Genomic DNA, 23,343 nt, shown 5'->3' on the forward strand with positions numbered 1-23,343 from the left:
GATGGTGCGGGTGGCTCGCGGTCGGGGACCAGGCCGGTGRCCACAGCCGGGAAGCCGCCGCCATGGAACCCATCCCGATGACCTTATGGATATCAAGTCGTGATTCGACGAATTTAGCGCAGTGTCGTCAACGGATATGCATCCAGGATCAGAGCTATTGCACGCTCAAGCTGCTCTACGGCGTGYGCCCTGTCTAGCGAGAGAAGCTTCTCACTGGACACATCTATCACCGAGGAGAGCCCTTCGCCCRTTGCCCGGCCAAAGAACCAGAAGCGACATCGGCAGGATTTTCTGCCTGAAGTTCTTCCACCGCTCCGGAACAAGGGACTTAGGAGGATCGAAGACGCATCAGACGCTTGCTCGTCCAGCGCCTCGCCAGATGTCCAGCGTGCCGTCCACCCTTCCCACAACGCCTCGTCGTTTATCTCTCGCAGATCTGCAGCGGATTCTCGATGGATACTGAAGTCGTCATCCCGGAGAGTCACCCGACTTTCTCTGCGGACAGGATCACTCATTTAGTCTCCACGAGAATCCCAGAAATCCATGTCACCTCTCGTAACGCCGATCTCGGCGAACAGGCGGAATACGGGCACGGCCGGGTGCTGTTCAGCCGCGGGCGCAGGTGATCGCAGCAGGGATCGACCAGGGCCGGGCGGTACTGCGGAGCCCGGCTGAGACGCGCGGGCTCGCTGATACGCGCGTAGCGTTTGACCGTGTTCAGGGCGAGGCGGACAGCCGCCCCGGCTAGCTGTCCTGGACGCCGTCGAGGATGCCGGGGCCGAGGCGGCGGAAACGGTCGATCACGTCGCGGTCCAGGTCGTAGCTGACCTGCTCGGTCGCTGCATCGAGCGACATCCAGCGCAGCTCGTCGACCTCGTCGTTCGGGACGAACGCCCCGCCGGTCGCCCGCAGGGCCCAGTAGCGCACGACCTTGGTGCGTGCGACGCCGTGCCGCTCCACCTCGTAGGTCACATCGCCGAGCGGCTCGCCGACCTCGACGGCGAGCCCGGTCTCCTCCGCCACCTCGCGGACGGCGGCGTCCAGCCAGGTCTCGCCGTCGTCGAGTTTGCCTTTCGGCAGGGACCAGTCGGCGTGCCGCGGCCGGTGGACCAGGACGATCTCGACCCCGCCGCCGGCGGGACGCCACACCACGCCGCCGGCCGCGCGCTCCTGCACCTCGCTGCCGTCGGGCTCACTGGCCACTGTCAACGCCGCGCCTCCGGTCCGGGTCACCGCCGCCGTCCGGCCGCGTCCGATCGTGCCTGCCGCCTGATCCTGCCACGGGCCGGGGCGCACCGGCCGCGAGGAGAACGTGAGGGGAAGGAGTGGGCCTCAGCCGGCCCAGACGGTCTTGAGGTTGCAGAACTCGCGGATGCCGACGGCGCTCAGCTCCCGCCCGTAGCCGGAGCGGCGGATGCCGCCGAACGGGAGCTCCGGGTGCGAGGTGACCATCCCGTTCAGGAACACCGCTCCGGCCTCGAGCTCGTTGATGAACTGCTCCTGCTCGGCCGGGTCGGCCGTCCAGGCGTTGGAGCCGAGGCCGAACGAGGTGACGTTGGCGAGGCTGATCGCGGCGTCGATGTCCGGCACCCGGTAGAGGGTGGCCAGCGGTCCGAACGCCTCCTCGGTGTGCAGGCGCATCTGGGTGGTGATGTCGCCGACGACGGTGGGCGGGAAGAACCAGCCCGGGCCGTCCGGCGTGGCGCCGCCGCACAGGACGCTGGCGCCCTGCTTCACGGCGTCGGCGAGGAGCTCCTCGATGTCCTGGCGACCGCCCTCGGTGGCGAGCGGCCCGACGTCGGTGCCGGAGTCGAGCGGGTCGCCGACCCGCAGGGCGGCCATGCCGGCGACGAACAGCTCGGCGAACCGGTCGTACACCGCGTCGTGGACGATGAACCGCTTGGCGGCGATGCAGGACTGGCCGTTGTTCTGGCAGCGGGCGGTGACCGCCACCTCGGCGGCGCGCTCCACGTCGGCCGACGGCATGACGACGTAGGCGTCGCTGCCACCGAGCTCCAGCACCGTCTTCTTGATCTCCTGCCCGCAGACGGAGGCGACCGCCTGACCGGCGGGCTCGCTGCCGGTGACCGTCGCGGCAGCCACCCGGGGGTCGCGCAGCACCCCTTCCACCTGGCCGGCCCCGATCAGCAGGGTCTGGAAGCACCCGGCCGGGAACCCGGCGCGCAGGAACAGGTCCTCCAGGTACAGCGCGCACTGCGGGACGTTCGACGCATGCTTGAGCAGGCCGACGTTGCCCGCCATCAGCGCCGGGGCGGCGAAGCGGACGACCTGCCAGAGCGGGAAGTTCCACGGCATGACCGCGAGGACGACACCCAGCGGCAGGTAGCGACCGAAGGCACGGCTCGCGCCGACGGTGCCCGGGTCGGCCAGCGGCTCGTCGGCGAGGAACGCCGGGGCGTGCTCGGCGTAGAAGCGCATCCCCTTCGCGCACTTCGCCGCCTCCGCCTCCGCCGAGCGCAGCGTCTTGCCCATCTCCGTGGTCATGATCACGGCGATCTCGTGCCGCTCGGCGTCGAGCAGGTCGGCCGCGCGGCGCAGCCACCCGGCCCGCTCGGCGAACGTCGTCCGGCGGTAGGTGGCGAAGGTGGCGCTGGCGCGGGCCAGCCGCTCCTCGATCTCGGTGTCGCCGAGCGCGTCGAACGCCGCGACAACCGCGCCTGTTGCCGGATTGACCGACCGGATCGCCATGTCACTCCTTCTGGGGGTCTGACCGCCTGGTCGCCGGGACATTCACCGGACGCACCGAAATGCGGCCGGCGGCCTACTGGTGAACGGGCGGCAACCCGGGAACGTGGGCCGAAAACAACGTCGCAGAACAACAACGTCGCAGAACGGCGCTGCGCACCGTCCTGGCACAGGTCGAACACTAGCAGAGTGGGCGTTTACCTGGCTCGTTTCAGGACCGGGGTGAGGTCATTGCGACCCGGACCTGACGGGGTATCCCGTGTGGCTCGAAATATCCCCCGACGGGGCTGCCGGGGCGGCACCGGGGGGATCGCGGCCCAGGTCCGGTTCCCAGAGCCGGGACGGGATCACCCGGGTCACGGCACGGCCCACGGCGAGGCGGCAGCCGTGCGCCCGGAGGCGTCCGACGACCCCGGGATCACCGACGGTGCCGTCGGCGGCGACGTGCACGACGACCTCCGCGATGACTGCGATACCCAGATCGCCGAGCACGGACAGCACGCCTCGGACGAGCTTCCCGACGACGTGGTCCTGGTACGGAGACCGGTGCGTCCCGGTGTGGAGCAGGTCGGTGTGGAGCAGGTCGGGGTGCAGCGACACCGCCGCCACCGGAACCCGCCGGAGGATGTCGGCAGCGGTGTCCAGTGTCGTGTCGGGAGCGCCGACCTCGGCGAGCCCGATCCGCACCCCGCTGGCGTGGATGCGGGTGAGGACCTCACCCACGACCGCCGGGTCGGCGCCCGGCCGACTGGCGCGGATCTGGAGCACGAGGCCACTGGGTGGGATGTCCGCCGCGCGCAGCGCCGCGGTGACGTCGTCCACCAGACCCGGCTGCCCCGCGCGTCCCGCCGACACCGTGATGTGGACCGGCAGCCGGCCGCCGGCCCCGGTCGAGGCGCCCGCCGCTGTCGGGACGCCCGCCGCTGTCGGGACGCCCGCCGCGGTCGGGTCGTGCGGGCTCCGAAGCAGGATCCGGTCGAGAGCGGGCACGACGCCGAGGGTGTCGGCCGCGAGCAGCATCTGCCCGGCCACGGCGTCGTCGGGGATCCAACAGAGCCGGGCCTCGTGCGCGACAGTGTCGGATGTCGCCAGATCGATGACGGGCCGCCGAGCGACGGCGAGCCGGCCCCGGGCGGAGCCTCCGTCGGCGCCGACACCTGCGCCGACGTCCGCGGCGCCTATGCTGTCGGCGGCGGCGCTGCCTGGCGCACTGCCGCTGCCTGGCGCACTGCGGCCGACTCCCGCACCGCCGCCGACTCCCGCACTGTCGCCGCCCGCCGCGGCGGCGAAGGCGGCCCGGAGGTCCGGGCCGGTCGGCAGCGCGGCCAGGTGTGGGCCGAAGGAGGCCAGCGCTCCGCTGCCCCGCACCTTCGCGGCGTACATGGCCAGGTCGGCGCGGTGCAGCAGGGTCTCGGAGTCGACTGGTCCACTGCCAGGCCCGACGACGACCATCCCGATGCTGGCGGCGATGCTGTAGGTGGAGCCGCCCAGGCGGATCGGTGCCTGTAGCGCTGCGGTGATGCGACGCCCGACCGTCTCGGCCGCGGGCGGCGCCGGCTCGGACGCCAGCAGAATCGCGAACTCGTCGCCGCCGAGGCGCGCGACCGTGTCCGCCGGGCGCACGCATCCGGCCAGCCGGTGGGCCGCGACCCGGAGCAGATCATCGCCGGCGGCGTGCCCGAAGGCGTCGTTGACGTGTTTGAAGTCGTCCAGGTCGCAGAACAGGACAGCGAGCTGCCAGCCGCCGGGCCCGCGGGCGGCCAGCGCGCGGTCGAGACGGCTGAGGAACAGCGACCGGTTCGCCAGCCCGGTGAGCGGGTCATGGAAGGCCTGGTAGCGCAGCTCCCGCTGTTTCTCCTCGATCCGGCCGATCAGCCGGACGTTCTCCGAGAGCGTGGTCATCTGCCGGACCATCGCCACCAGGACGATCCCGACCAAGAACCAGAGCTCCTCCTCGTGTCCCAGGTTCCCCCCGGAGATCTCGACCAGGGTCGCGATCCCGGCGACGGCCAGTGGCAGATAGGGCAGCATCGCGTGCCAGACGCGGCGCCGCGGTGACAGGAACGGGCCCGGTTGCGCGCCGGGCCACCCGGTCTCGTCCTCGCCCGCCGGGGGGATCGCCGTCGGCGCCCGGGCGGCGCCGGCTGCCCGCGAACCGTCGGGTGTCAGCGCCGCGAGCCCGATCAGCAGCGGCGCGGCGACCAGGAACGTGTCGACGATCCGTGGGACGTCGGTCAGCCCGCGCACGACCGCGGACGCATACCAGGTGAAGGTGACCGTCATGGCGAGCAGTCCCGCCACCAGCAGGCCCAGCCCCTTCTCGGCACGCCCCTGCCGGAACGCCGCAACGAGGATGACCACGACCGTCAGCACCAGGTTGGCGGCGACGATGACGATCGTGAAGATGGGGCCCTCGGTGAGGGGGCCTGCGCCGATGGCCTCCTCGAGAACGAAGATCCAGGCCAGCAGGGTGACGGCCCCGGTGACGACCAGGCCGTCCAGGACCATCACCATCGGCCACCGTGGCAGGCGGCCCCGGCCGGTGCCGTTCTCCCGGGGCACCACGGGGTGTGTCGGGTACAGCAGGACGCCCGCGAGCCCGAAGGCCTGCGGCACCAGATAGATCAGGTAGGCGGGTGTCGCCCGGGGAACAGCCGGTCCGCCGCCGACGAAACCGGCGAGGACCTGGGTCATCCCTCCGCCGACGCCCACCAGGAGCATGCCGACGAGTAATCGCCAGGCGCGCTCGACACCCCGCCGGCGCAGGCCCGTCACCAGGCAGGCCCCGCCGCCGAGGAACAGGGCGGCCAGCATGATCCCCCGAACGGCGATCAACGCGGCCCGCCCGGGAAGGACCAGCCCGGCGATCACCGTGGCGACCACGAGCACCGCTGCGACCACGAGCAGCGCGGCCGTCGCCGCCGCCCCGGTGAGGCGGCGCCGGGCGGCCTCGGGTGTCGGCCGGGCAGCGCACATCACGGTGTGACCGTGCCCGCCCCTGGCCATCGACAATCAGTTCGATACCGAGGGTGAGGTCTGCGGGGCGCGCTGGACGGCGAGTGCGGTCAGGCGAGTGCGGTTACCCGAGGGTGTGCAGGCTGACGTCCCAGAGGCGTTCGGCGGCGGCCGGGTCCAGCGCGTAGGGTGCGACTCCGCTGACGCTGCCGGGAGTGTGCAGGGGGGCCTCGGCACAGTCCTCGAAGTACCGCCCGCCGACGCCGTCGAGCAGCGGCGAGGCGGCGAGCAGTACCGAGGTGGCCGCGCCCTGCTCCACCGTCTTCCAGGCCCGCGCCGGGACACCGCTGCGGGCCCGTACCCGCTCGGCCTCGCCGGAGTCGATGTGCCGCTGCAGGTTCGTCATGATGGCGCCGGGCATCAGTGCGTTGGCGCTGATGCCGTCCGCCGCCCACCGTCGGGTGGCCTCGACCGCGAACAGGACGTTGGCGGTCTTCGACTGGCCGTAGGCCGCCCACGGGTGGTAGGGGCGCCGCTCGAAGTGGATGTCGTCGAACTCCACCGCGGACCGCAGGTGCGCCGCCGAGCTCACCGCCACCACCCGGGCCCCACCCGCCGCGGCCAGTGCGGGCCGCAGCCCGTCGGCCAGGGCGAAGTGGCCGAGATGGTTGGTGCCGAACTGCAGTTCCCAGCCCTGCGGGGTGCGCAGCTCCGGCGTCGCCATGATCCCGGCGTTGTTGACCAGGGCGTGCAGCGGGCCCGACCAGCCGGCCACGAACGCCGCGATCGAGGCGAGGTCCGCGAGGTCGAGCCGGGCGACGCGGAGGGCGGTGTTGCCGGTGGTGGCGGTGATGTCCGCGGCCACCCGCCGGCCGACCTCGACGTCGCGCACCGCGAGGGTCACCTCGCTGCCCGCGCCGGCGAGTGCCCGGGCTGTCTCGACACCGATACCGGACGACGCTCCGGTCACCACCGACCGGTGGCCGCTCAGGTCGACGTCCGCCAGCACCTCCGCCGCCGTCGACTCGGCCGTGAACCTCGTGGTGACCCGTTCCGTCGCACCCATCTCCGCACGCTCCCGTCCGTCGCCTCGGCGCCGCCATCGGCCGCCGGTCGCCCGCCGGCAGCTACCCGCCGCCGGCAGCTGTCCGCGCGACGCCAGCCGCGCGTGCCCCTCACAGTCATATCCGGTGGTGCGCCCACGCCGCGATCCGTCACAGGCCGGCAACCTGCGCTCACGGGGTGAACTAAGGGGCCGGATGGCCCGGCCGCATCGGCCGTCCGACTGCCCGGAGCCGACAATGGCCCCTTTCTGCGGGCATTGCCGCCGCGGTTCAGTGAAAGCGTCGGGCACACACCTGTCACGACCCTGCCGGGAAGCGCGCGCGGTCCGGCGCGGCCTGGCCGGGTCATTCTGCGAAAGCGAGTCTCTGGTGAGCATCTACGACGCGATCGGCGGCGCGAAGGCCGTGGAGGCAGCGGTCGACGAGTTCTACGTTCGCGTGACCGCGGACCCGGATCTTGCGCCCTTTTTCGCCGGCCGTGACATTCCGAGCCTCAAGGCACACCAGCGGGATTTCATCGCCGCGGCGATCGGCGGACCGGAGATCTACCAGGGCCGGGACCTTCCCCGCGTCCACCGTCCGCTCAACATCTCCGACGCCCACTTCGACGCGGTCGTCGACCACCTGGTGGCGGCCCTGCGTGGCCTCGGCGTACCGCCCGAGACCACCGGCCAGATCGGGGCCACGCTCGCCCCGCTGCGCAAGGACATCGTCTCCGTCTGACCTCTGACGGTCCGGGCGCAGCCCCGCGCCCCGCACCCCGGGCCGGGACCGGACCACCCGACATGGTCCGGTCCCGGCCCGACTCGAACGACGGCCGGGCTCGAACGACGGCCGGGCTCGGCTGCCGGCCGGGCTCGGCTGCGCCCGGTCCGGCCGGCGCCCTGTCAGTCGTCGGCCAGGACGAGTCTGCGGGCCTCGCGCCGCAGAACCTTGCCGTAGGCGCTCTTCGGCAGCGCCTCCAGATAGATGATCTTCTTCGGCTTCTTGAAGCTTGCGATGTGGGTGGTGCTGAAGCTGATCAGCTCGCCCTCGGGCGGGGGCGGGGTCGTGGCGGGCACCACCGCGGCGACGACGTTCTCGCCCCAGGTCTCGTCCGGCACCCCGAAGACCACGACCTCGGCCACGGCCGGATGCTGGACGAGCGCCTCCTCGACCTCACGCGGGTAGATGTTGGCCCCGCCGGAGATGATCACGTCGCTGCTGCGGTCGAGCAGGAAGAGGACCCCGTGCTCGTCGATCCGGCCGATGTCGCCGGTGTGCAGCCAGCCGCCGCGCAGTGCACGCGCCGTCGCGTCCGGGTTGTTCCAGTATCCGCGCATCACGACGTCCCCGCGGACGCAGACCTCGCCCTCCTCGCCCGCCGGCACCAGGCGGTCGTCGGCGTCGAGGATGCTGACCTCGATCCCCGGGTGCGCGACGCCGGCCGAGTCGAGCGGGGCGTCCGGCGCGGTCGCGTGGTTGAGGTAGGTGACGGTCATCGGCGACTCGCCCTGGCCGTAGATCTGGACGAACACCGGCCCGAACCGCTCGATCATCGCCCGGGAGTGCTCGACGTGGATCGGCGCACCCCCGTAGACGGCGCAGCGCAGGGAGCTGGTGTCCGGCTGCCCCGCCACCCCGAGCATGCGGACGATCATCGTCGGGACGAGGAACRCCAGAACGGTGACCCGCTCCCGCGCGATCAGGTCGAGCACCGCGGCGGGGTCGAACCCGCCTCCGTCGTAGATGAGGTTGTCGGTACCGCGGGCGATCGCACCCAGCGCGTACAGCCCGCTGCCGTGCGACAGCGGGGCGATGTGCAGGGCGATGTCGTCCGGCGTGTAGGCGCAGACGTCGGCGAGCAGCGTCCAGGTCATGACCGTGAGGTTGCGGTGGGTCAGCTGGGCGCCCTTGGGCCGCCCGGTCGTCCCGGACGTGTAGAACAGCCAGGCGAGATCGTCCGCGGCCACCTCGGCCGGGGCGAGGCCGGGGTCACCCTCCGCGAGCAGGCGGCCGAAGTCGTCCCCGCCGGGAGCAGCGGCGTCCACCTGCACGGTGTGCAGGTCGGCCAGGCCGAGTCCGGCGATCATCGGGGCGGACGGGGCGCCGTGGACGAGCGCGCGGGCACCGCTGTCACCCAGGATCACCGCGACCTCCGGGCCGGCGAGCTTGGCGTTCATCGGTACGGCCACCAGCCCGGCGTACCAGGCACCGAAGAGGGCGGTCAGGTACTGCCCGCAGTTCGGCAGGAACAGCGCCACCCGGTCGCCGGGTTCCAGGCCGCGCCGCAGCAGCGCCGAGCCGAACCGCGCCGCCTGCTCCCGCAGCTCCCGGTAGGACGTCCGGCGCCCGGCGTGGCGGACGGCGGTGCGGTCCGGGTACCGCTGCGCCGAGGTCGTCAGCACGTGCACGATGTTGGCCATCGTCAACCTCCGTCTGCTCGGGCGACGCGGGTGGCACGGGTGGCACGGGTGACCGGACGTTCCTCGGCCGTGCCGGGACGGCCGTCGAGGACCTCGCGGGTGTGGGCGCCGAGCCGCGGGGCGGGGCCGGCGACCCGGCCGGGGGTACGCGAGAACCAGGCGGGAGTACCGGGGAACCGCACCGGGCCGTCGTCGGTGTCGACCGTCTCGAAGAAGCCGACGCTGTTCAGGTGCGGGTTGTCGAACAGGTCGTCGAGGGAGCGCACCGGCGCGGCGGGGACGTCCAGCGACCGCAGCAGGTCGAGCCAGTACTGCGTGGTGTGCTCCCGGAAGGTCTCCCCGAGCAGCGCGTAGACGGTGTCGATCTGACGCGCGCGCTGTTCCAGGGTGGCGAGGTGCTCCCCCGCCCAGGGCGGCTTCACCGCGTTGACGAAGGCGGACCACTGCTTGTCGTTGTAGACGAGCACGGAGATGTAGCCGTCGCTGGTGCGGTGCGGACGCCGGTTCGGCGCGACGGCCCGCGGGTAGACGGCGGGCCCGAGGGCGGGGCTGAACATGGCCCCGTTGGCGTGTTCGACAAGCATGAACGCGGCCATGGTCTCGAACATCGCGACCTCGACCTCCTGCCCCTCGCCGGTGCGCTCCCGGTGGAACAGCGCCATCATCGTGGCGTACAGCGCGGTCAGGCCGGCGACCTTGTCGGCCATGATGGTGCCGACATAACTGGCCTCACCGGTGAGCTGCTCCTGGGCATAGGGAATCCCGCACTCGGCCTGGATGGTGTCGTCGTAGGCGGTGAGGTCCGCATCCGGCCCCCGGCGGCTGTAGCCGTAGCAGTTGGTGTAGACGACGGACGGGTTGAGCGCGGCGACCGCCTCGTAGCCGAATCCGAGCCGGTCGATCGCCTTCCCCCGCATCGAGTGGATGAAGACGTCCGCGTCGACGACGAGCTCGCGCAGCGCCGCCGCGCCCGCTGGGCTGCGCAGATCCAGCACGACGCTGCGCTTGCCCCGGTTGACGTTGACGAAGACGCCGGCCATGCCCGGCCGCGGGCCGACCGAGATGTAGCGTGTGTTGTCTCCGGCCGGCGGCTCGATCTTGATCACGTCCGCGCCCATGTCGGCCATGATCTGGGTACAGTACGGTCCCATCACCATTGCGGTGAGATCGATGACGCGGACGCCGGAAAGCGGGCCGGAATGCGTCATTCCTTGGTACCAGATTCGGCGGTACCGGTCACAGCCTTCACGTATCGACCACCCCTACCGTCCATGAGGCCCGGGCCGCCGCTGCCGCGGAGGCCGGGTACTGGCTGCTGGCGGATCGCCGGCGCCCAGGGCGTGCGGCGGCACGCCGCGCGTCCGGAACTCCCCCACCGRCCGGGCCGCGGCGCGGTCCGGCCGTGCGAGGAGCCGGAAGCCCGACGTCCCGCAGGCCGGTGCCTGGAGGGTGGCGCGCGGCGGGCGGTGCATGGCCTCGATCCCAGCGTTGCCCGTCTCCGGTGCTGCGACGTCCGGAGCGGTGCCCATCGACAGTAGAGGATGAATCCTTGCAAGGATAGTGCTATCAAGATGTCGTGAGCAGCTCCGGCGACGCGCCACAGCCCCCTGACCAGTCCACCGATCAGACCGCGCCCCGGTCCGGTGGGCCGGCCCCCGAACCGGCCTCCGAACCGGGAGCCGGACCGGGCGCCGGCGGGGCGCGGCCGCCGGGGATACCCGCGCTGCGGCCGATCGCCCGGGTTCTGGACGACGCCCTGGCCACCCGCCCCGAGGCGATCGCGGTCGAGGCCGCCTCCGGCTCGTGGACGTACGCCGACCTCGACGAGCAGGCCTCACGCGCGGCCGGCGCGCTGTGGTCGCTGGGCGTGCGCCCCGGCGACCGGGTCGCCGCCTGCCTGCCCAACGACCTCGACATCGTCGCCGCCTTCCACGGCGCGCAGCGGATCGGCGCCGTCTGGGCCGGCATCGGCGAGGCGCTGACCGCCGCCGAGCAGCAGGACCTGCACGAGGTCTGCGGCCCCGCCGTCGTGCTCGCCGGGCCGCGCTGCCTGCTGGAGACCCCCGGCCGGGTCGACCCCGACCGCTGGGCGGACCTGCTCGCCCGTGGGAGGACGACCCCGCCCGCCGGCCTCGCCCTCGACCTCGACGCGCCCGCGGGCATCGGGTTCACCAGCGGGACGTCGGGACGTCCCAAGGCGGTCGTGCACAGCCAGCGCAACCTGCTGCTGCCCGGCGCCGTCCTCGTCGCGACCCGCGGCTGGGGGCCGGAGCTGCGCAAGGGCGACAGCTTCCCGATGACGATCCTCAACATGCTGGTCCTGTCGACACTGCTCACGGCCCAGGCCGGCGGCTGCGCGGTGGTGATGAACCGCCGTGACGTCAGCGGCGTCGTCGACTGGATCTCCTCCCGGAAGGTCACAGTGTGGAACGGGGCGCCGGCCCAGCTCCACGACCTCGCCGCCCGCCCGGAGGCAGACCTGCGCTCGCTGCGGGAGGTCTGGAGCGGCGGCAGCGACACCCCGGAGGCGCTGCGCACCGCGTTCGCCGCCGCACACGGCCTGGTGCCGCGGGTCACCTACGGCCTGAGCGAGGCGCCGACGGTGGTCGCGATCGACCCGCCGGACGGCGCGTGGCGCGCGGGCAGCAGCGGCCAGGTGCTGCCGCACTACGACGTCGCCGCCTACGACGACGCCGGCAACCGGCTGCCGGCGGGTGAGCTCGGCGAGCTCCGGCTCGCCGGGGCGACCAGCGGGCCCTGGGCGGGCCTGTGGCGTCCGCTGCTCGGCTACTGGGAGCAGGGCCGGGTCCGCCCACCGGAGCCCGGCCCCTTCGCCACCGGCGATGTGGGCACCGTGGACGGCGACGGCTGGCTCTCCGTCCTGGACCGCAAGAAACTCGTCATCATCCGCGGCGGCGCCAACGTCTACCCGCTGGAGGTCGAGCGGGTCATCGCCACCCATCCGGACGTCGTGCGGGTCGCGGTGTGCCCGGTGCCCGACGACCGGCTCGGCCAGCGCGTCGCCGCCGTCGTCGAGAGCGCCGGCCCGCCGCTGGACATGGCCGCGCTCGCGGAGCTGTGCCGCCGCGAGCTCTCCCCGTACAAGGTGCCCGAGTTCTGGTCGCAGGTGGACGCGCTGCCGGTGAACGCGATGGGCAAGGTCCAGCGCGCCGGCCTGTCCGATCTCGTCGACACCCGTCGTTGAGCCGGTGACCGAGGACGAGGCCTGGGAGTTCGTGGCCCGGGCGCACACCGGGATCCTCACGACGCTGCGCGCGGACGGCGCGCCGGTCACACTGCCGATGTGGTTCGTCGTCCTCGGCCGCGCCGTGTACCTGTCGACGCCGCCGCGGGCGGCCAAGCTGGCGCGGGTGCGCCGCGACCCGCGCGCGGCGTTCCTCGTGGAGGCCGGCCGGGCCTGGGTGGACCTGCGCGCGGTACACGTCAGCGGCCGGCTGCAGGTGGTGGACGACGATGCTGCGCGCCAGCAGGTCCGCGACCTGCTCGACACGAAGTACGCCGGGTTCCGGCTCCCGCCGGAACGGCTGCCGGCCGCCGTCCGTGCCGCCTACGCCGAGCGCACCGTGCTCCGGCTGGACCCGCAGGGACGGCTGCTGCGTTGGGACAACAGCCGCATCCGACTCGCCGAACCGCCAGCCGCCCCGGGACCCGGCTCCCACTCTCCGACCGAGCACTAATCCTTGCAAGGATAGCGAGGTCATCGTTAGGGTCGGAGCGGGTCGGAGCCGGTCAGGACTGACCGGAGGACCCCGGAGGGGAGACCACGTGACGCCGGCCGCCGAAGCCGCAGCCCGGATGTTCGATCTCGACGGCCGGGTGGCGATCGTCACCGGCGCCTCCTCCGGCCTCGGTGTCGCGGTCGCGCGGGCGCTCGCCGGGTTCGGGGCGCGGGTCGCCGTCGTGGCCCGCCGGCTCGACCGGCTCACCGAGCTCGCCAAGGAGATCGACGGCGCGGCGGTCACCTGTGACCTGTCGGATCTCGACCAGGTGCGCACGGTCGTGCCGGCCGTGGCCGAGCAGCTGGGCCGGCCCGAGATCCTCGTGAACGGCGCCGGCTCCATGTTCACCTACGAGCGCGCCGAGTCGGAGCCGCTGGACGCCAGCCGGCGCACGGTCGACCTCAACCTGCTGGCCCCGTTCCTGCTCGCCCAGGACGTCCAGCCGCACATGCTGGCGGTCGGGCGGGGCACGATCATCAACATCTCGTCGATCAGCGGGCGGGTCGGCATCCCGGGGATCCCGCAGGCGTCCTACGCGGCCAGCAAGGCCGGGCTGTCCGGGCTGACGTCCGAGCTGGCGGTGCAGTGGGCGCGGCACTCGATCCGGGTGAACACGGTGGCGCCCGGGTTCTTCCGCAGCGAGATCACCGGGCCGCTCTACGACAGCGAGCGCTCCACCGAGTACCTGCGCCGCAACACTCCGCTGCCGATGGAGGGCAGCGCCGAGGACATCACCGGCGCGGTGGTGTGGCTGGCCAGCGACGCGGGGCGTTACGTCACCGGGCAGACGATCGTGGTGGACGGCGGCTGGACCGCCCGCTGAGCCGGCCCCGCTGGACCGGCCCCGCCGCGCGGACGCGGTGGGCCGCTCCGGCTCACCAGCCTTCGGGCAGGTACGGCACGATGTCCGGGTCGGGCTCGACGCCGAAGGACAGGAACATCATCGCCACCAGGTCGTAGGCACCCACTGTGACGACCACGTCCATGAGCTGCCGTTCGTCGAGGAACCCGGCGAGCGCGGCCCAGGTCGTGGCGCCCACCGCCGCCCCGTCGAGCAGTTCGTCGGCCGCCGTGAGCAAGGTGCGGTCGGTGGCCGACCAGCCGGCCGCGGCCGGGCCCTCGGCGACCCGCGCGATCTCCTCGGCGGTGATCCCGACCTCCTGCCCCCGCAGGGCGTGCTGGGCCCACTCGTAGCCGCACCGGCGCAGCGCCGCGACTCGCAGGATCAGCAGCTCGCTGACCCGCGGCGGCAGCGACGACCCGTAGAGGACGTGGCCGTTGAACGCGAGGAACGCCTCGGCGAGGGCGGGGTGGCGGGCCAGCGTGCCGAAGACGTTGGCCCCGCTCGGGCCGTCGTCGTCGGTGCCCGCCGCGGCTGCGCCGGCCGGTGAGGCCGCTGCGCCCCCGGGCACGGCGGGGACGCCGCTGCGCGCGGCGTCCCGGAAGGAGTCGAACACGGCCCTCGCCTCCGGCGACCAGTCGGTGGCCGGCTGCGGTGATATCCGCGGCATCTCGGTGACTCCCCGCCTTCCTGCCCGCGCCGACCGTCAGGTGTTGCGGCCGCCGTTGACGCCGATGACCTGGCCGGTGATGTAGCCGGCCTCCTCCCTGATGAGGAAGGCGCAGGCGGCCGCGATGTCCTCAGGCTGGCCGATGCGGCCGACCGGGGTCCTCGCGATCTGCTCCTCGGTCTTCATCAGGCCTTCCTTCTCGGAGGCCCGCAGCATCGGTGTGTCGATGAATCCCGGCGGGATGGTGTTGACCGTGATGCCCCGCGGCCCGAACTCCAGCGCGAGCACCTTGGTCAGACCCACCACGCCGGATTTCGAGGTGACATAGGAACTGAGTCGGGGAACACCGCTGTGCATGCTGGACGAGGAGATGTTCACGATTCTCCCCCAGCCCTCGGCGACCATTTCCGGAAGCACCGACTGGCAGCAGTGGAAAGTGCCGTCGAGATTCACCGAGATCGTGCGCCGCCACAGCTCGAATGTCGTGTCGAGGAACGGGGTCGGCGGTGGGGTCATGCCCGCGGAGTTCACCAGGACCGTGGGGCGGCCGAGATCGCCGCGGGTCTGCTCCACCCCGGCGTCGACGGCGGCCCGGTCGGTCACGTCCACGGTGTACCCGCGTGCCGTGCCGCCCACCGCCTCGAGTGCGGCGGCCGCCGCCCGGGCGGCCCCGCCGTCCAGGTCGAAGATCGCGACGGCGGCCCCGTCGGCGGCCAGCCGGCGGGCGATGGCCCCCCCGATGCCCGAGGCACCCCCGGTGACGATGGCGACGCGGCGGGTCACAGGCCCTGCTCCGGCGCGCCGAGAGTGGTGCAGTGCGTGCGGCGCGAGGCGGTCCGCTCAGCCGGGAGGACCCGGTGGAGCGGGCCTCCCTGACCGGCCTGCCCACGGTTCCTTCGGGCCGCCATGTCCCGGACGACCATGTCTCCGGCCGACCAGCCACGTCGTAACGCCCGGTCCGGCAACGCTCGGTCCGGTGCGGTGGCACGCCGCTCCAGCTCGTCAGGCAAGGCCCAGCCCTCCTCGTTGTCCGCGGGTCGGCACACCCGCTCACCCGGCTCACCCGCACACCCGGGACGGCGGCCGCCGGACCCTGTCCGCACACATCCGGACACGACGGGTTTCCCGGTACGGGCCGTCAGTCGAGAAATTCCGGGCCAGGGCGCAGCACCATCGTCTCACCCAGCGCGGAAAACCAGAGGCAGATCACAGGAACCGCGGGGCGGAATAAGGTGGATTCAGGCTACGACTTTGTCAAACAACCGTCAACCACATCACCGGGCGAGCAACCCGTTTATGGCATGCCGATGAGCCGGAACGCGATTCTGGATCACGTCCGGCGGAATGTTTTGTCGTCGCGATCCCGGCCATTTCGGGACAACAGGCCGGGAACTGCCGTGGAGAGGGCGCGGAGGACACCCCGGAGGGTGTCCTGGAGGGGTTTCCGCGCCCCCTCCCGGTGCCGGCCGGGGAGCGCCGTCAGAGCACCCCGGCGCGCTCCAGGCGGCCCGCCGCGAGGGTGCGCAACTCGGCCGTCTTCACCTTCGCGGAGCCGGTGAGCTCGATGTCGTCCTCGTCGAAGAAGAGGACCTGACGCGGGATCTTGTAGCTGGCCAGCCGCTCCCGCAGGTAGCCACGGATCTCCTCCGCCTGGGCCTGCACACCCTCGTGGAGCACGACACAGGCCACGACGAGCTCACCGAGCGTGTCGTGGGGCACCCCGACGGTCTGGGTGACCTTGACCCCGGGGAACGTCCCGATGGCCTCGTCCACCTCGCGCGGCGAGACGTTCGCGCCGCCCGTCTTGATGATGTCGTTCAGCCTGCCCTTCCAGAAGAGCAGACCGTCCTCGCCGACGTGGCCGCCGTCGCCGGTCCGGAAGAAGCCCTCGGCRTCGAGGGTCTCGTCCAGTGGGGTGCCGAGGTAGCCGAGCATCAGGGTGGGGCCCTTGACGCAGATCTCGCCATGCTCGCCGCGCGGCACCACCGCCCCGGTCAGCGGATCGACGATCTTGATCGTGACCCCCGGCAGCGCCTCGCCGCTGCTGCCCCGGTGCACTTCCTGCGGGGAGTTCGCCGGCAGGCAGGTGGTCAGGGTGAACGTCTCGGTGTTGCCGTAGGCGTGCCCCGGTTCCTCCCACTCGGTGCTCACCGTGGGATGCCGCGCGATCGGGGTGCTGACGTCGACGTACCGCAGGCTGCGCAGGTCGACGTCGTCCCAGTTCGGCGCTGCCACCAGCTGGGCCCACTGGTGCGGCCAGGCGAACGGGAAGGTGACCCGCTCGGCCTCCAGCAGCCGCAGTGCCTCGTCGGGGACCATCGTCGCCTGCAGCACCACCGATCCGCCGCAGGCGAAGGTGTTCCCGAGCACCATGCAGAAGTTGCCGGACCAGAAGAAGCCGTTCGCGGCCCAGCTGCGGATGTCGTCCTGTGGGGTGAACCCGTACAGACGGGGGAAGCGCCACAGCTGGATGGCGATGCCCCGGTGCGAGTTGAGAATGCCCTTCGGCCGGCTGGTGGAGCCGGAGGAGAAGAACAGCGCCGCCAGGTCGGCCGGCTGCACCGAGGCGGCCGTCGCCTCGACCAGCTCCCGTGGTTCGGAGCGGCCGGCCGCCAGGAAGTCCTCCCAGGACTCGATGGCACCGCCCGCCGCCCCCGGCCCGATGACGGCGAGCCGCCGCAGGAACGGGAACCGCGAGGACTGCAGCTGCCCGGGCTCCGCCCGGCTGATGCCCGGGTCCAGCTCGGTCAGCAGGGCCGCGAAGTCCTTCTTCACGACCATCCGCTCGAACAGCAGTACCGACACCCCGGACACCTGCAGCAGGTGGTCGAGTTCCGGTGCCGTCGAGAAGGTGCTGAGCACGACCGCGACACCGCCGGCGAGACCGACCCCGAACACGGCTGAGATCCACTCGGGGCGGTTCGTCATCAGGACGCCGACCCGGGCGTCCTTGCCGACGCCGGCGGCACGCAGCGCGCTGGCGACCTCGACCGTGCGCTCCCACAGCTCGGTGTAGGTCCACCGCACGACGCCGTCGGCGGTGTGCCAGACCAGCGCCTCGCGGTCACCGAAGGCCTCGGTGACCTCCCGGAGGAAGCCGGGCAGGGTCAGCGACCCCAGGCCTGGCTCCGAGCTCAGCGGCGGCCCCGACACGACCGACGGTTCCGGGACGTCCGCCGGGCCCGCCACGACCGACGGGTCCAGGACGACCGCCGCGGCACCCGAGGCGGCACCCGAGACCGCCGCGGCACCCGAAGCTGCCGCAGCGGCCTCCGGGCCCGACACGGTTTGCTGGGACGGCACGGAGCCGTTCACGTTCGCCGCAGTCACGGTCAGTCCCCGGTGACTTCGCGTTCGCTGCCGTACGGGAGCTCGACCTCCGCGGTGCAGTCCACCAGCACGCCGCCGTCCTGGTTGGTGAGCTTCAGCTTCACCTGCACCAGGGGCACGCCCCAGACGGACTGCTCCTCCTTGCCGACGATCTCGGCGTCGAAGTAGGTGACGTCGCCCTCGAAGGCCGGGAGCCGGAAGCTCGCCTTGTTGTGGCGCACCATGCCGTCGTGACCCGCCCAGTACGCCAGGTAGTCGGTGCACCAGGCACCCATCGTGGCGCCGTAGCCGTAGGCGCGGGCCATGCCGACCTCGCTGGCCTTGTCGGCGTCGATGTGCCCGCGCGACGGGCCCACGTAGAGGCCGTCCCGCAGCCGCGGGTCGATCTTCGCGCCCTCCTCGTCGAACCCGAAGCCCTCGACCCAGCCCGGGTCCTGGTAGACCCACGGGTCCTTGATGCCCTTGGGGGCGTCCCAGAAGAAGGTGCCCCAGATGTTGAACAGGAACGCCCGGTACTCGGTGGTGAAGCTGGCGATGGTGTGCGGGCCGATCACCCGTCGGGGCAGCGTGTCGCCGACCTTGACGTCCTCGAACGCCGGGGAGACGCCGGCCCGGTTCGACAGCAGCCATTCGGTGCGGAGCTTGTCGATCTCGGCGAGCTCGGTCTGCGTCCAGCGCTTCTTCTCGCCGAGCTGGTTCTCGTACATACCCCGCTTCTCCGCCTCGGAGGCGAGGTAGCGGATGGCGGTCGAGCGCTCGCGGGCGACGAGGTCACCGTGCTGGTTGCGGTGGACGGTGTCGCCGCGGGAGAACATGGTGGGGCCGGCGAACTTGGTGTCCGCCACCTTGTAGTCGTGGAACCGGCGCTTCTGGAACAGCTGGTCGCCGACCCGCACGCGGGTGCCGTAGAACCACCACTCCTCGCCACCGAAGATCAGGTGGCTGCCGGGGATGTAGCCGACACAGGCCGGCGCAGCGCCGTGCCCGTAGTCCAGCCCGACGGCGATGGACTGCGGTGCGATCAGGCCGCCGAACTTGGACTTCTTCGCGAACTCCTGATCCCAGTGCAGCGGGTTCGGGTAGTCCATCGCCATCACCCAGCGGCGGATGTCGGACGGTGCGCACGGCTCCCACAGCTGCCCGCCACCGATGGGCTTGCCCACCCGGTGGTCGACATCCGTGAGGTCGAGGGTGGGGGTGCCGTCTTCTGCTGACGTCTCGCTCATGCTGTGCCCTCCCGACTAACGGTTGACGTCGACGACGATGCGGCCGCGAACCTTGCCGTCCAGCAGCCGCCCGGCCGCCTCGATTGCCTCACCGAGGGCGATCTCCTCGGCGATCAGGCCCAGGACCTGCGGGTCGAGGTCGGCTGCCAGCCGTGCCCAGGCCGCCAGCCGCGGGGCGGACGGCGCCTGCACGCTGTCGATGCCGAGCAGCGAGACCCCGCGCAGGATGAAGGGCGCCACCGACGCCGGGAAGTCCATCCCCTGGGCCAGCCCGCAGGCGGTGACCGCCCCGCGGTAGCGGGTCTGCGCGGTCGCGTTGGCGAGCGTGTGGCTGCCGACCGAGTCGATGACGCCGGCCCACCGCTCCTTCTGCAGCGGCTTGCCGGATCCGGAGAGCTCGGCGCGGTCGATCACCGTCGACGCGCCGAGCTCCTTGAGGTAGTCCGCCTCCGATGCCTTCCCCGTCGAGGCCGCGACCGTGAACCCGGCCTTCGTCAGGAGCGCGACGGCCACACTGCCCACGCCCCCGGTGGCGCCGGTGACCAGGATCTCGCCCTGGTCCGGACGGACACCGAAGTTGACCAGCGCGTCGACCGACAGGGCCGCGGTGTAGCCCGCGGTGCCGATGGCCGCCGCCTGGCTCGGCGTGAAGGCCGAGGGCAGCGGCACCAGCCAGTCGCCCTTCAGCCGGGCGCGCTGCGCCAGGCCGCCCCAGTGCGTCTCACCGACACCCCAGCCGTTGAGCACGACCCGGTCGCCCTGCTTCCAGTCGCTGTGCGTGCTCTCGGTGACCACACCGACCAGGTCGATGCCGGGCACCATCGGGAACCGGCGCACCACCGGCCCGCGGCCGGTGATGGCGAGCGCGTCCTTGTAGTTCAGCGTCGAGTACTCCACGTCGACGGTGACGTCGCCTTCCGGCAGCGCCGACTCGTCCAGGCTGGCGACACTGACGGACTGACCCGACTCGCCTTTTTCGATGAGAATCGCAGAAGACATCGGAGAATCCAGACCTTTCGACACGAACAGACGGCCGCCTGAACGAACAGGCGGCCGGCCGCCCTACTGATAACCGAGAATTGCCTTGGTCTCCAGGTACTCGTGGAAACCGAACTCGCCCCACTCACGGCCGTTGCCGCTCTTCTTCGTGCCACCGAACGGGGCGTTGAAGTCGAAACCGTCGTTGACGGTGACCCACCCGACGCGCAGGCGGCGGGCGACCGCGCGGGCCTGCTCCAGGTCCGCCCCCGCCACGGCGCCGGCCAGGCCGTAGTCGGTGTCGTTCGCGATCTCGACCGCCTCGTCCAGGCTGTCGTAGCTGTGGATCGTCAGGACCGGCCCGAAGATCTCCTCACGGGCGATGGTCTGGTCGCCCCGCACGTTCGCGAAGACGGTCGGGCGCACGTAGAAGCCCCGGGTCAGGCCCTCGGGACGCCCGACGCCGCCGGCGACGAGGGTGGCGCCCTCGTCGATGCCCTTCTGGATCAGGGCCTGGATCTTGTCGAACTGGGCGCCGGAGACCACCGGGCCGATGGTGACGTCGGTGGTGGGGTCGCCGACGGTCGTCGCCTCCGCGGCGGCGCGGGCGGCCTCGATCACCTCGTCGATCCGGCCGGCCGGGACGAGCATCCGCGTCGCGGCGCTGCAGGTCTGGCCCGAGTTGAGCATCACCCCGGCGACGCCCTTGGCGACGTTCACGACGAGGTCGGCGTCGTCGAGGAGGATGTTCGGGTTCTTGCCGCCCAGCTCCTGGGTGACCCGCTTGACGGTGGCGGCGGCGTTGCGGGCGATCTCGATGCCGGCGCGGGTCGAGCCGGTGAAGGAGATCAGGTCGACGTCCGGGTGCGAGGACAGCGGCACGCCGACACCGAGCCCGTCCCCCTGGACCAGGTTGAACACACCGGCCGGCACGCCGGCGGCGTCGAAGATCTCGGCCAGGATCTGCGCGGTGAACGGGGAGTTCTCCGACGGCTTGAGCACCACCGTGCAGCCGGTGGCCAGGGCCGGGACGACCTTCACCACGATCTGGTTGATCGGCCAGTTCCACGGCGTGATCAGGCCGGCGACGCCGATCGGCTCCTGCACGACCAGCGAGCCGCCGCGCAGCTCCTCGAAGGAGAAGGTCTTCAGGTTCTCGATGGCGCTGCTCAGGTGGCCGGCACCCAGGCCCACCTGGAAGCCGTTGGCCAGCGCCGTCGGGGCACCGATCTCCTCGGTCAGCGCGGCGCCCAGGTCACCCGAGCGCTTCTGGTAGACGTCCAGGATGTTCTGGAGCAGCTCGACGCGCTCCTCCCGGGTGGTCGCCGAGTAGCTCGGGAACGCGGCCTTCGCCGCGGCCACGGCCCGGTCGACGTCGGCGGCCGAGCCGGCGGAGACGCGGCCGACCACCTCCTCGGTCGCCGGGTTCACGACGTCGAACGTCCGTGGCTCGGCCGGGTCGACCCACTTGCCGCCGATGTAGAACTTCAGATAGTCAGGCATAATCCCGGGAGGTCCTCTCCTAAGGCGCGCGGGCGGATATCAGCCGTGCGGTTCACACGGATTGTCACTGAGTTCCCTCCGCATACCAGGTGCGGAACTCGTCGTAGTTCGGCATTTCTTCCGAGTTCGCCTTCGGGTCGACCGGCACGTGGATGACGGCGGTCTTCCCGCTGGCGTAGGCGCGCTTGATGGCCGGCGCGATGTCCTCCTCGCGCTCGACGTACTCGCCGTAGCAGCCGAAGCCCTCGGCGATCTTGTCGAAGCGGGTCTCCTTGCTCCAGTGCACGCCGGTCTCCAGCGAGCCCTGGCCGAACGTCCGCTTGTAGACGCCGACCTCCAGGCCCCAGGCGTAGTCGACGCTGACCACGACGACCAGCGGCAGGTTGAGCCGGGCCGCGGTCTCCAGTTCGGCGATGTGGAACTGGAACGACGAGTCACCGGTGATGAGCATCAGCGGCCGGCGGCCACCGTCGGCGACACCGGCGCCGACCGCGTAGGGCAGGCCGGTGCCCAGGTGGCCGAAGTTCTGGTTCCAGATGACGTCGTGCGGCTTGGCCTGCGAGTAGGTCCAACCGAAGATCGTGATGGCGCCACCGTCGCGGACCATGATGCCGTCCGGCGGGAACGCCTTCGTCGCCTCGACGATCAGCCGGGCCGGGTGCACCAGGGCGCGGCCCGTCGGCGCGGTCTCGGCGAGCTCGGCGAGCTGGTCGGCATCCTGCTTGATCCACGCCGCGAGCTCCGGGGTGGCGGTGCGCGGCGAGTCCTTGAGGGCCTCGACCAGCTGCGGGACGACCGCGCGCAGGTCACCCACCAGCGGCACGTCGATGGAGCGGTTGACCCCGATGGCCTGCGGGTCCTGCTCGATGAGGATCCAGGTGCGGTTCGCCTCGTTGGCGACCCAGTGCCGRCCCCGGCCGTAGTGGACGGGCTCGCCGAGCTCGGTGCCGATCGCCACGACCAGGTCGGACTTCACCACGGCGTCGATCGAGGCGGCCGAGAAGCCGTAGGGGAAGGTGCGGTCCTCCAGGCCCTTGATGAACGAGGTGCCGCCCGAGGTCTGGATGGCCGGCGCGGCGATCAGGTCGGCCAGCTCCTTCACCGACTCGCCCGCGCGGGCGGTGTGGACACCGTGGCCGACGAGCAGGATCGGCTGCTTCGCGGCCTTGATGGCGGCCACGGCCTCGGCGATCTTGTCCGGCCCGGCGGTCTGGTTGACCAGACGGTAGGCCGACGGCGCCACCGGCTCCGGGACGTCGAGCTCTTCCTGGATGATGTGCGAGGGGTACTCGATGTAGACCGGCCCGGGGGTGCCGCCGAGCGCCTTGCGCAGGGCCTCCCGGATCACCTCGTCGGTCTGGTCGGCGTACTCGATGCTGGCGTTGTACTTGACCGACGGCTCGAACAGCTCCGCCTGCTTCACGAACTGGATCCGGCCGCGGCGGACCCGCTGCTCGGTGATCCGCGCCCGCTGCCCGCCGAGGAAGATCACCGGCGAGTTCTCGACCTTGGCGCACATCATCGCACCGGCGAGGTTCGCGACACCCGGGCCGAGGGTGCCGATGCACACCGCCGCCTTGCCGGTCATCCGCGACACGGCCTCCGCCATGAAGCCGGCGGACTCCTCATGGTGCGGCGCGACGACGGTCCAGCCGCGCTCCTCGGCGCGGTGGAACATGTGGACGAAGTTCGGGTCAGGAATGCCGAAGATGGTGTTGATGCCCTCGGCCTCGAACAGCTGCAGAATGCGCTCGTAGACTTTCACACCCATTGGTAGTCAGGGGACGGGCCGCTCGGGCCCGATACCCCATCCCCCTTTCAGTCCGCACATGCGGTCCGCCCGCATACGGCTTGGCGATGGTCGGTGTGTGCGCGATGGTGCGGAGCGGCCCGGCGAACCGGCCCGCGCGGTCTCCGTCGAGCCT

General features: G+C 71.8%; 17 protein-coding genes and 1 pseudogene. 4 read left to right on the forward strand and 14 right to left on the reverse strand.

The window, feature by feature from the left end:
* Window positions 1–563: 563 nt before the first annotated feature.
* From CC117_RS40905 to CC117_RS19540, 5 genes and pseudogenes are all read right to left on the reverse strand, one after another.
* A pseudogene (locus CC117_RS40905) lies at window positions 564–733 on the reverse strand (ISL3 family transposase); the annotation flags it as partial.
* An 11-nt stretch (window positions 734–744) separates the two neighbouring features.
* Window positions 745–1,233 (reverse strand): NUDIX hydrolase, encoded by a 489-nt coding sequence (locus CC117_RS19525; RefSeq protein ID WP_241830249.1) that lies wholly within the window; start codon window positions 1,231–1,233, stop codon window positions 745–747.
* A 99-nt stretch (window positions 1,234–1,332) separates the two neighbouring features.
* Complete coding sequence (locus tag CC117_RS19530) at window positions 1,333–2,709, reverse strand: NADP-dependent succinic semialdehyde dehydrogenase (protein ID WP_071086226.1); 1,377 nt, start codon at window positions 2,707–2,709, stop codon at window positions 1,333–1,335.
* A 225-nt stretch (window positions 2,710–2,934) separates the two neighbouring features.
* Complete coding sequence (locus tag CC117_RS19535) at window positions 2,935–5,712, reverse strand: diguanylate cyclase domain-containing protein (RefSeq protein WP_071086228.1); 2,778 nt, start codon at window positions 5,710–5,712, stop codon at window positions 2,935–2,937.
* A gap of 73 nt (window positions 5,713–5,785) precedes the next feature.
* Window positions 5,786–6,727: an SDR family NAD(P)-dependent oxidoreductase gene (locus CC117_RS19540; RefSeq protein ID WP_071086231.1), complete on the reverse strand. Its 942-nt coding sequence runs from the start codon at window positions 6,725–6,727 to the stop codon at window positions 5,786–5,788.
* 367 nt (window positions 6,728–7,094) lie between these two features.
* Between CC117_RS19540 and CC117_RS19545 the strand changes: the two genes are divergently transcribed.
* Window positions 7,095–7,448 (forward strand): group I truncated hemoglobin, encoded by a 354-nt coding sequence (locus CC117_RS19545; RefSeq protein ID WP_071086232.1) that lies wholly within the window; start codon window positions 7,095–7,097, stop codon window positions 7,446–7,448.
* A gap of 164 nt (window positions 7,449–7,612) precedes the next feature.
* Here the strand turns inward: CC117_RS19545 and CC117_RS19550 are convergent, their stop codons facing one another.
* Both CC117_RS19550 and CC117_RS19555 read right to left on the reverse strand, forming a co-directional pair.
* Window positions 7,613–9,130, reverse strand: a complete 1,518-nt coding sequence (locus tag CC117_RS19550; protein ID WP_071086234.1) for an AMP-binding protein — start codon at window positions 9,128–9,130, stop codon at window positions 7,613–7,615.
* Between the two features lie 2 nt (window positions 9,131–9,132).
* Complete coding sequence (locus tag CC117_RS19555) at window positions 9,133–10,338, reverse strand: CaiB/BaiF CoA transferase family protein (RefSeq protein ID WP_071086236.1); 1,206 nt, start codon at window positions 10,336–10,338, stop codon at window positions 9,133–9,135.
* Window positions 10,339–10,844: 506 nt separating this feature from the next.
* On the opposite strand from CC117_RS19555, the gene CC117_RS19565 reads away from it, so the two are divergent.
* The 3 genes from CC117_RS19565 (at window position 10,845) to CC117_RS19575 (ending at window position 13,693) form a co-directional block, all read left to right on the forward strand.
* Window positions 10,845–12,335, forward strand: coding sequence for a class I adenylate-forming enzyme family protein (locus CC117_RS19565; RefSeq protein ID WP_071086342.1), 1,491 nt, complete (start codon window positions 10,845–10,847; stop codon window positions 12,333–12,335).
* A gap of 4 nt (window positions 12,336–12,339) precedes the next feature.
* A complete protein-coding gene (locus tag CC117_RS19570; RefSeq protein WP_071086240.1) occupies window positions 12,340–12,828 on the forward strand; it encodes a pyridoxamine 5'-phosphate oxidase family protein in 489 nt (162 codons plus the stop codon).
* 118 nt (window positions 12,829–12,946) lie between these two features.
* Complete coding sequence (locus CC117_RS19575; protein ID WP_071086344.1) at window positions 12,947–13,693, forward strand: SDR family NAD(P)-dependent oxidoreductase; 747 nt, start codon at window positions 12,947–12,949, stop codon at window positions 13,691–13,693.
* Window positions 13,694–13,745: 52 nt separating this feature from the next.
* Here the strand turns inward: CC117_RS19575 and CC117_RS19580 are convergent, their stop codons facing one another.
* From CC117_RS19580 to CC117_RS19610, 7 genes are all read right to left on the reverse strand, one after another.
* A complete protein-coding gene (locus tag CC117_RS19580) occupies window positions 13,746–14,381 on the reverse strand; it encodes a carboxymuconolactone decarboxylase family protein (RefSeq protein WP_241830251.1) in 636 nt (211 codons plus the stop codon).
* A gap of 36 nt (window positions 14,382–14,417) precedes the next feature.
* Entirely contained in the window at window positions 14,418–15,164 is a 747-nt protein-coding gene (locus tag CC117_RS19585) for an SDR family NAD(P)-dependent oxidoreductase (RefSeq protein ID WP_071086242.1), read from the reverse strand.
* A 696-nt stretch (window positions 15,165–15,860) separates the two neighbouring features.
* Complete coding sequence (locus CC117_RS19590) at window positions 15,861–17,534, reverse strand: class I adenylate-forming enzyme family protein (RefSeq protein ID WP_407673558.1); 1,674 nt, start codon at window positions 17,532–17,534, stop codon at window positions 15,861–15,863.
* A 179-nt stretch (window positions 17,535–17,713) separates the two neighbouring features.
* The gene (locus CC117_RS19595) at window positions 17,714–18,937 is read right to left on the reverse strand and encodes an FAS1-like dehydratase domain-containing protein (RefSeq protein WP_071086244.1); all 1,224 of its coding nucleotides are present in this window, start codon (window positions 18,935–18,937) and stop codon (window positions 17,714–17,716) included.
* A gap of 15 nt (window positions 18,938–18,952) precedes the next feature.
* Window positions 18,953–19,936, reverse strand: coding sequence for an acrylyl-CoA reductase (NADPH) (gene acuI, locus CC117_RS19600; protein ID WP_071086246.1), 984 nt, complete (start codon window positions 19,934–19,936; stop codon window positions 18,953–18,955).
* Window positions 19,937–19,999: 63 nt separating this feature from the next.
* On the reverse strand, window positions 20,000–21,418 hold the full coding sequence (locus CC117_RS19605) for an aldehyde dehydrogenase family protein (protein ID WP_071086248.1): 1,419 nt from the start codon (window positions 21,416–21,418) through the stop codon (window positions 20,000–20,002).
* Between the two features lie 64 nt (window positions 21,419–21,482).
* Complete coding sequence (locus CC117_RS19610) at window positions 21,483–23,189, reverse strand: thiamine pyrophosphate-binding protein (RefSeq protein WP_071086250.1); 1,707 nt, start codon at window positions 23,187–23,189, stop codon at window positions 21,483–21,485.
* Between the last annotated feature and the right edge of the window lie 154 nt (window positions 23,190–23,343).

The sequence above is a fragment of the Parafrankia colletiae genome, from assembly GCF_001854655.1.
GTDB classification, from domain to species: Bacteria; Actinomycetota; Actinomycetes; order Frankiales; family Frankiaceae; genus Parafrankia; species Parafrankia colletiae.

Excerpts from the sequence above, each read along its gene's own strand:
- CC117_RS19530 (WP_071086226.1), bottom strand. The coding sequence starts at position 2,709 with ATGGCGATCCGGTCGGTCAATCCGGCAACAGGCGCGGTTGTCGCGGCG.
- CC117_RS19535 (WP_071086228.1), bottom strand. The coding sequence starts at position 5,712 with ATGGCCAGGGGCGGGCACGGTCACACCGTGATGTGCGCTGCCCGGCCG.
- CC117_RS19540 (WP_071086231.1), bottom strand. The coding sequence starts at position 6,727 with ATGGGTGCGACGGAACGGGTCACCACGAGGTTCACGGCCGAGTCGACG.
- CC117_RS19555 (WP_071086236.1), bottom strand. The coding sequence starts at position 10,338 with ATGACGCATTCCGGCCCGCTTTCCGGCGTCCGCGTCATCGATCTCACC.
- CC117_RS19575 (WP_071086344.1), top strand. The coding sequence starts at position 12,947 with ATGTTCGATCTCGACGGCCGGGTGGCGATCGTCACCGGCGCCTCCTCC.
- CC117_RS19580 (WP_241830251.1), bottom strand. The coding sequence starts at position 14,381 with ATGCCGCGGATATCACCGCAGCCGGCCACCGACTGGTCGCCGGAGGCG.
- CC117_RS19595 (WP_071086244.1), bottom strand. The coding sequence starts at position 18,937 with ATGAGCGAGACGTCAGCAGAAGACGGCACCCCCACCCTCGACCTCACG.
- acuI (WP_071086246.1), bottom strand. The coding sequence starts at position 19,936 with ATGTCTTCTGCGATTCTCATCGAAAAAGGCGAGTCGGGTCAGTCCGTC.
- CC117_RS19605 (WP_071086248.1), bottom strand. The coding sequence starts at position 21,418 with ATGCCTGACTATCTGAAGTTCTACATCGGCGGCAAGTGGGTCGACCCG.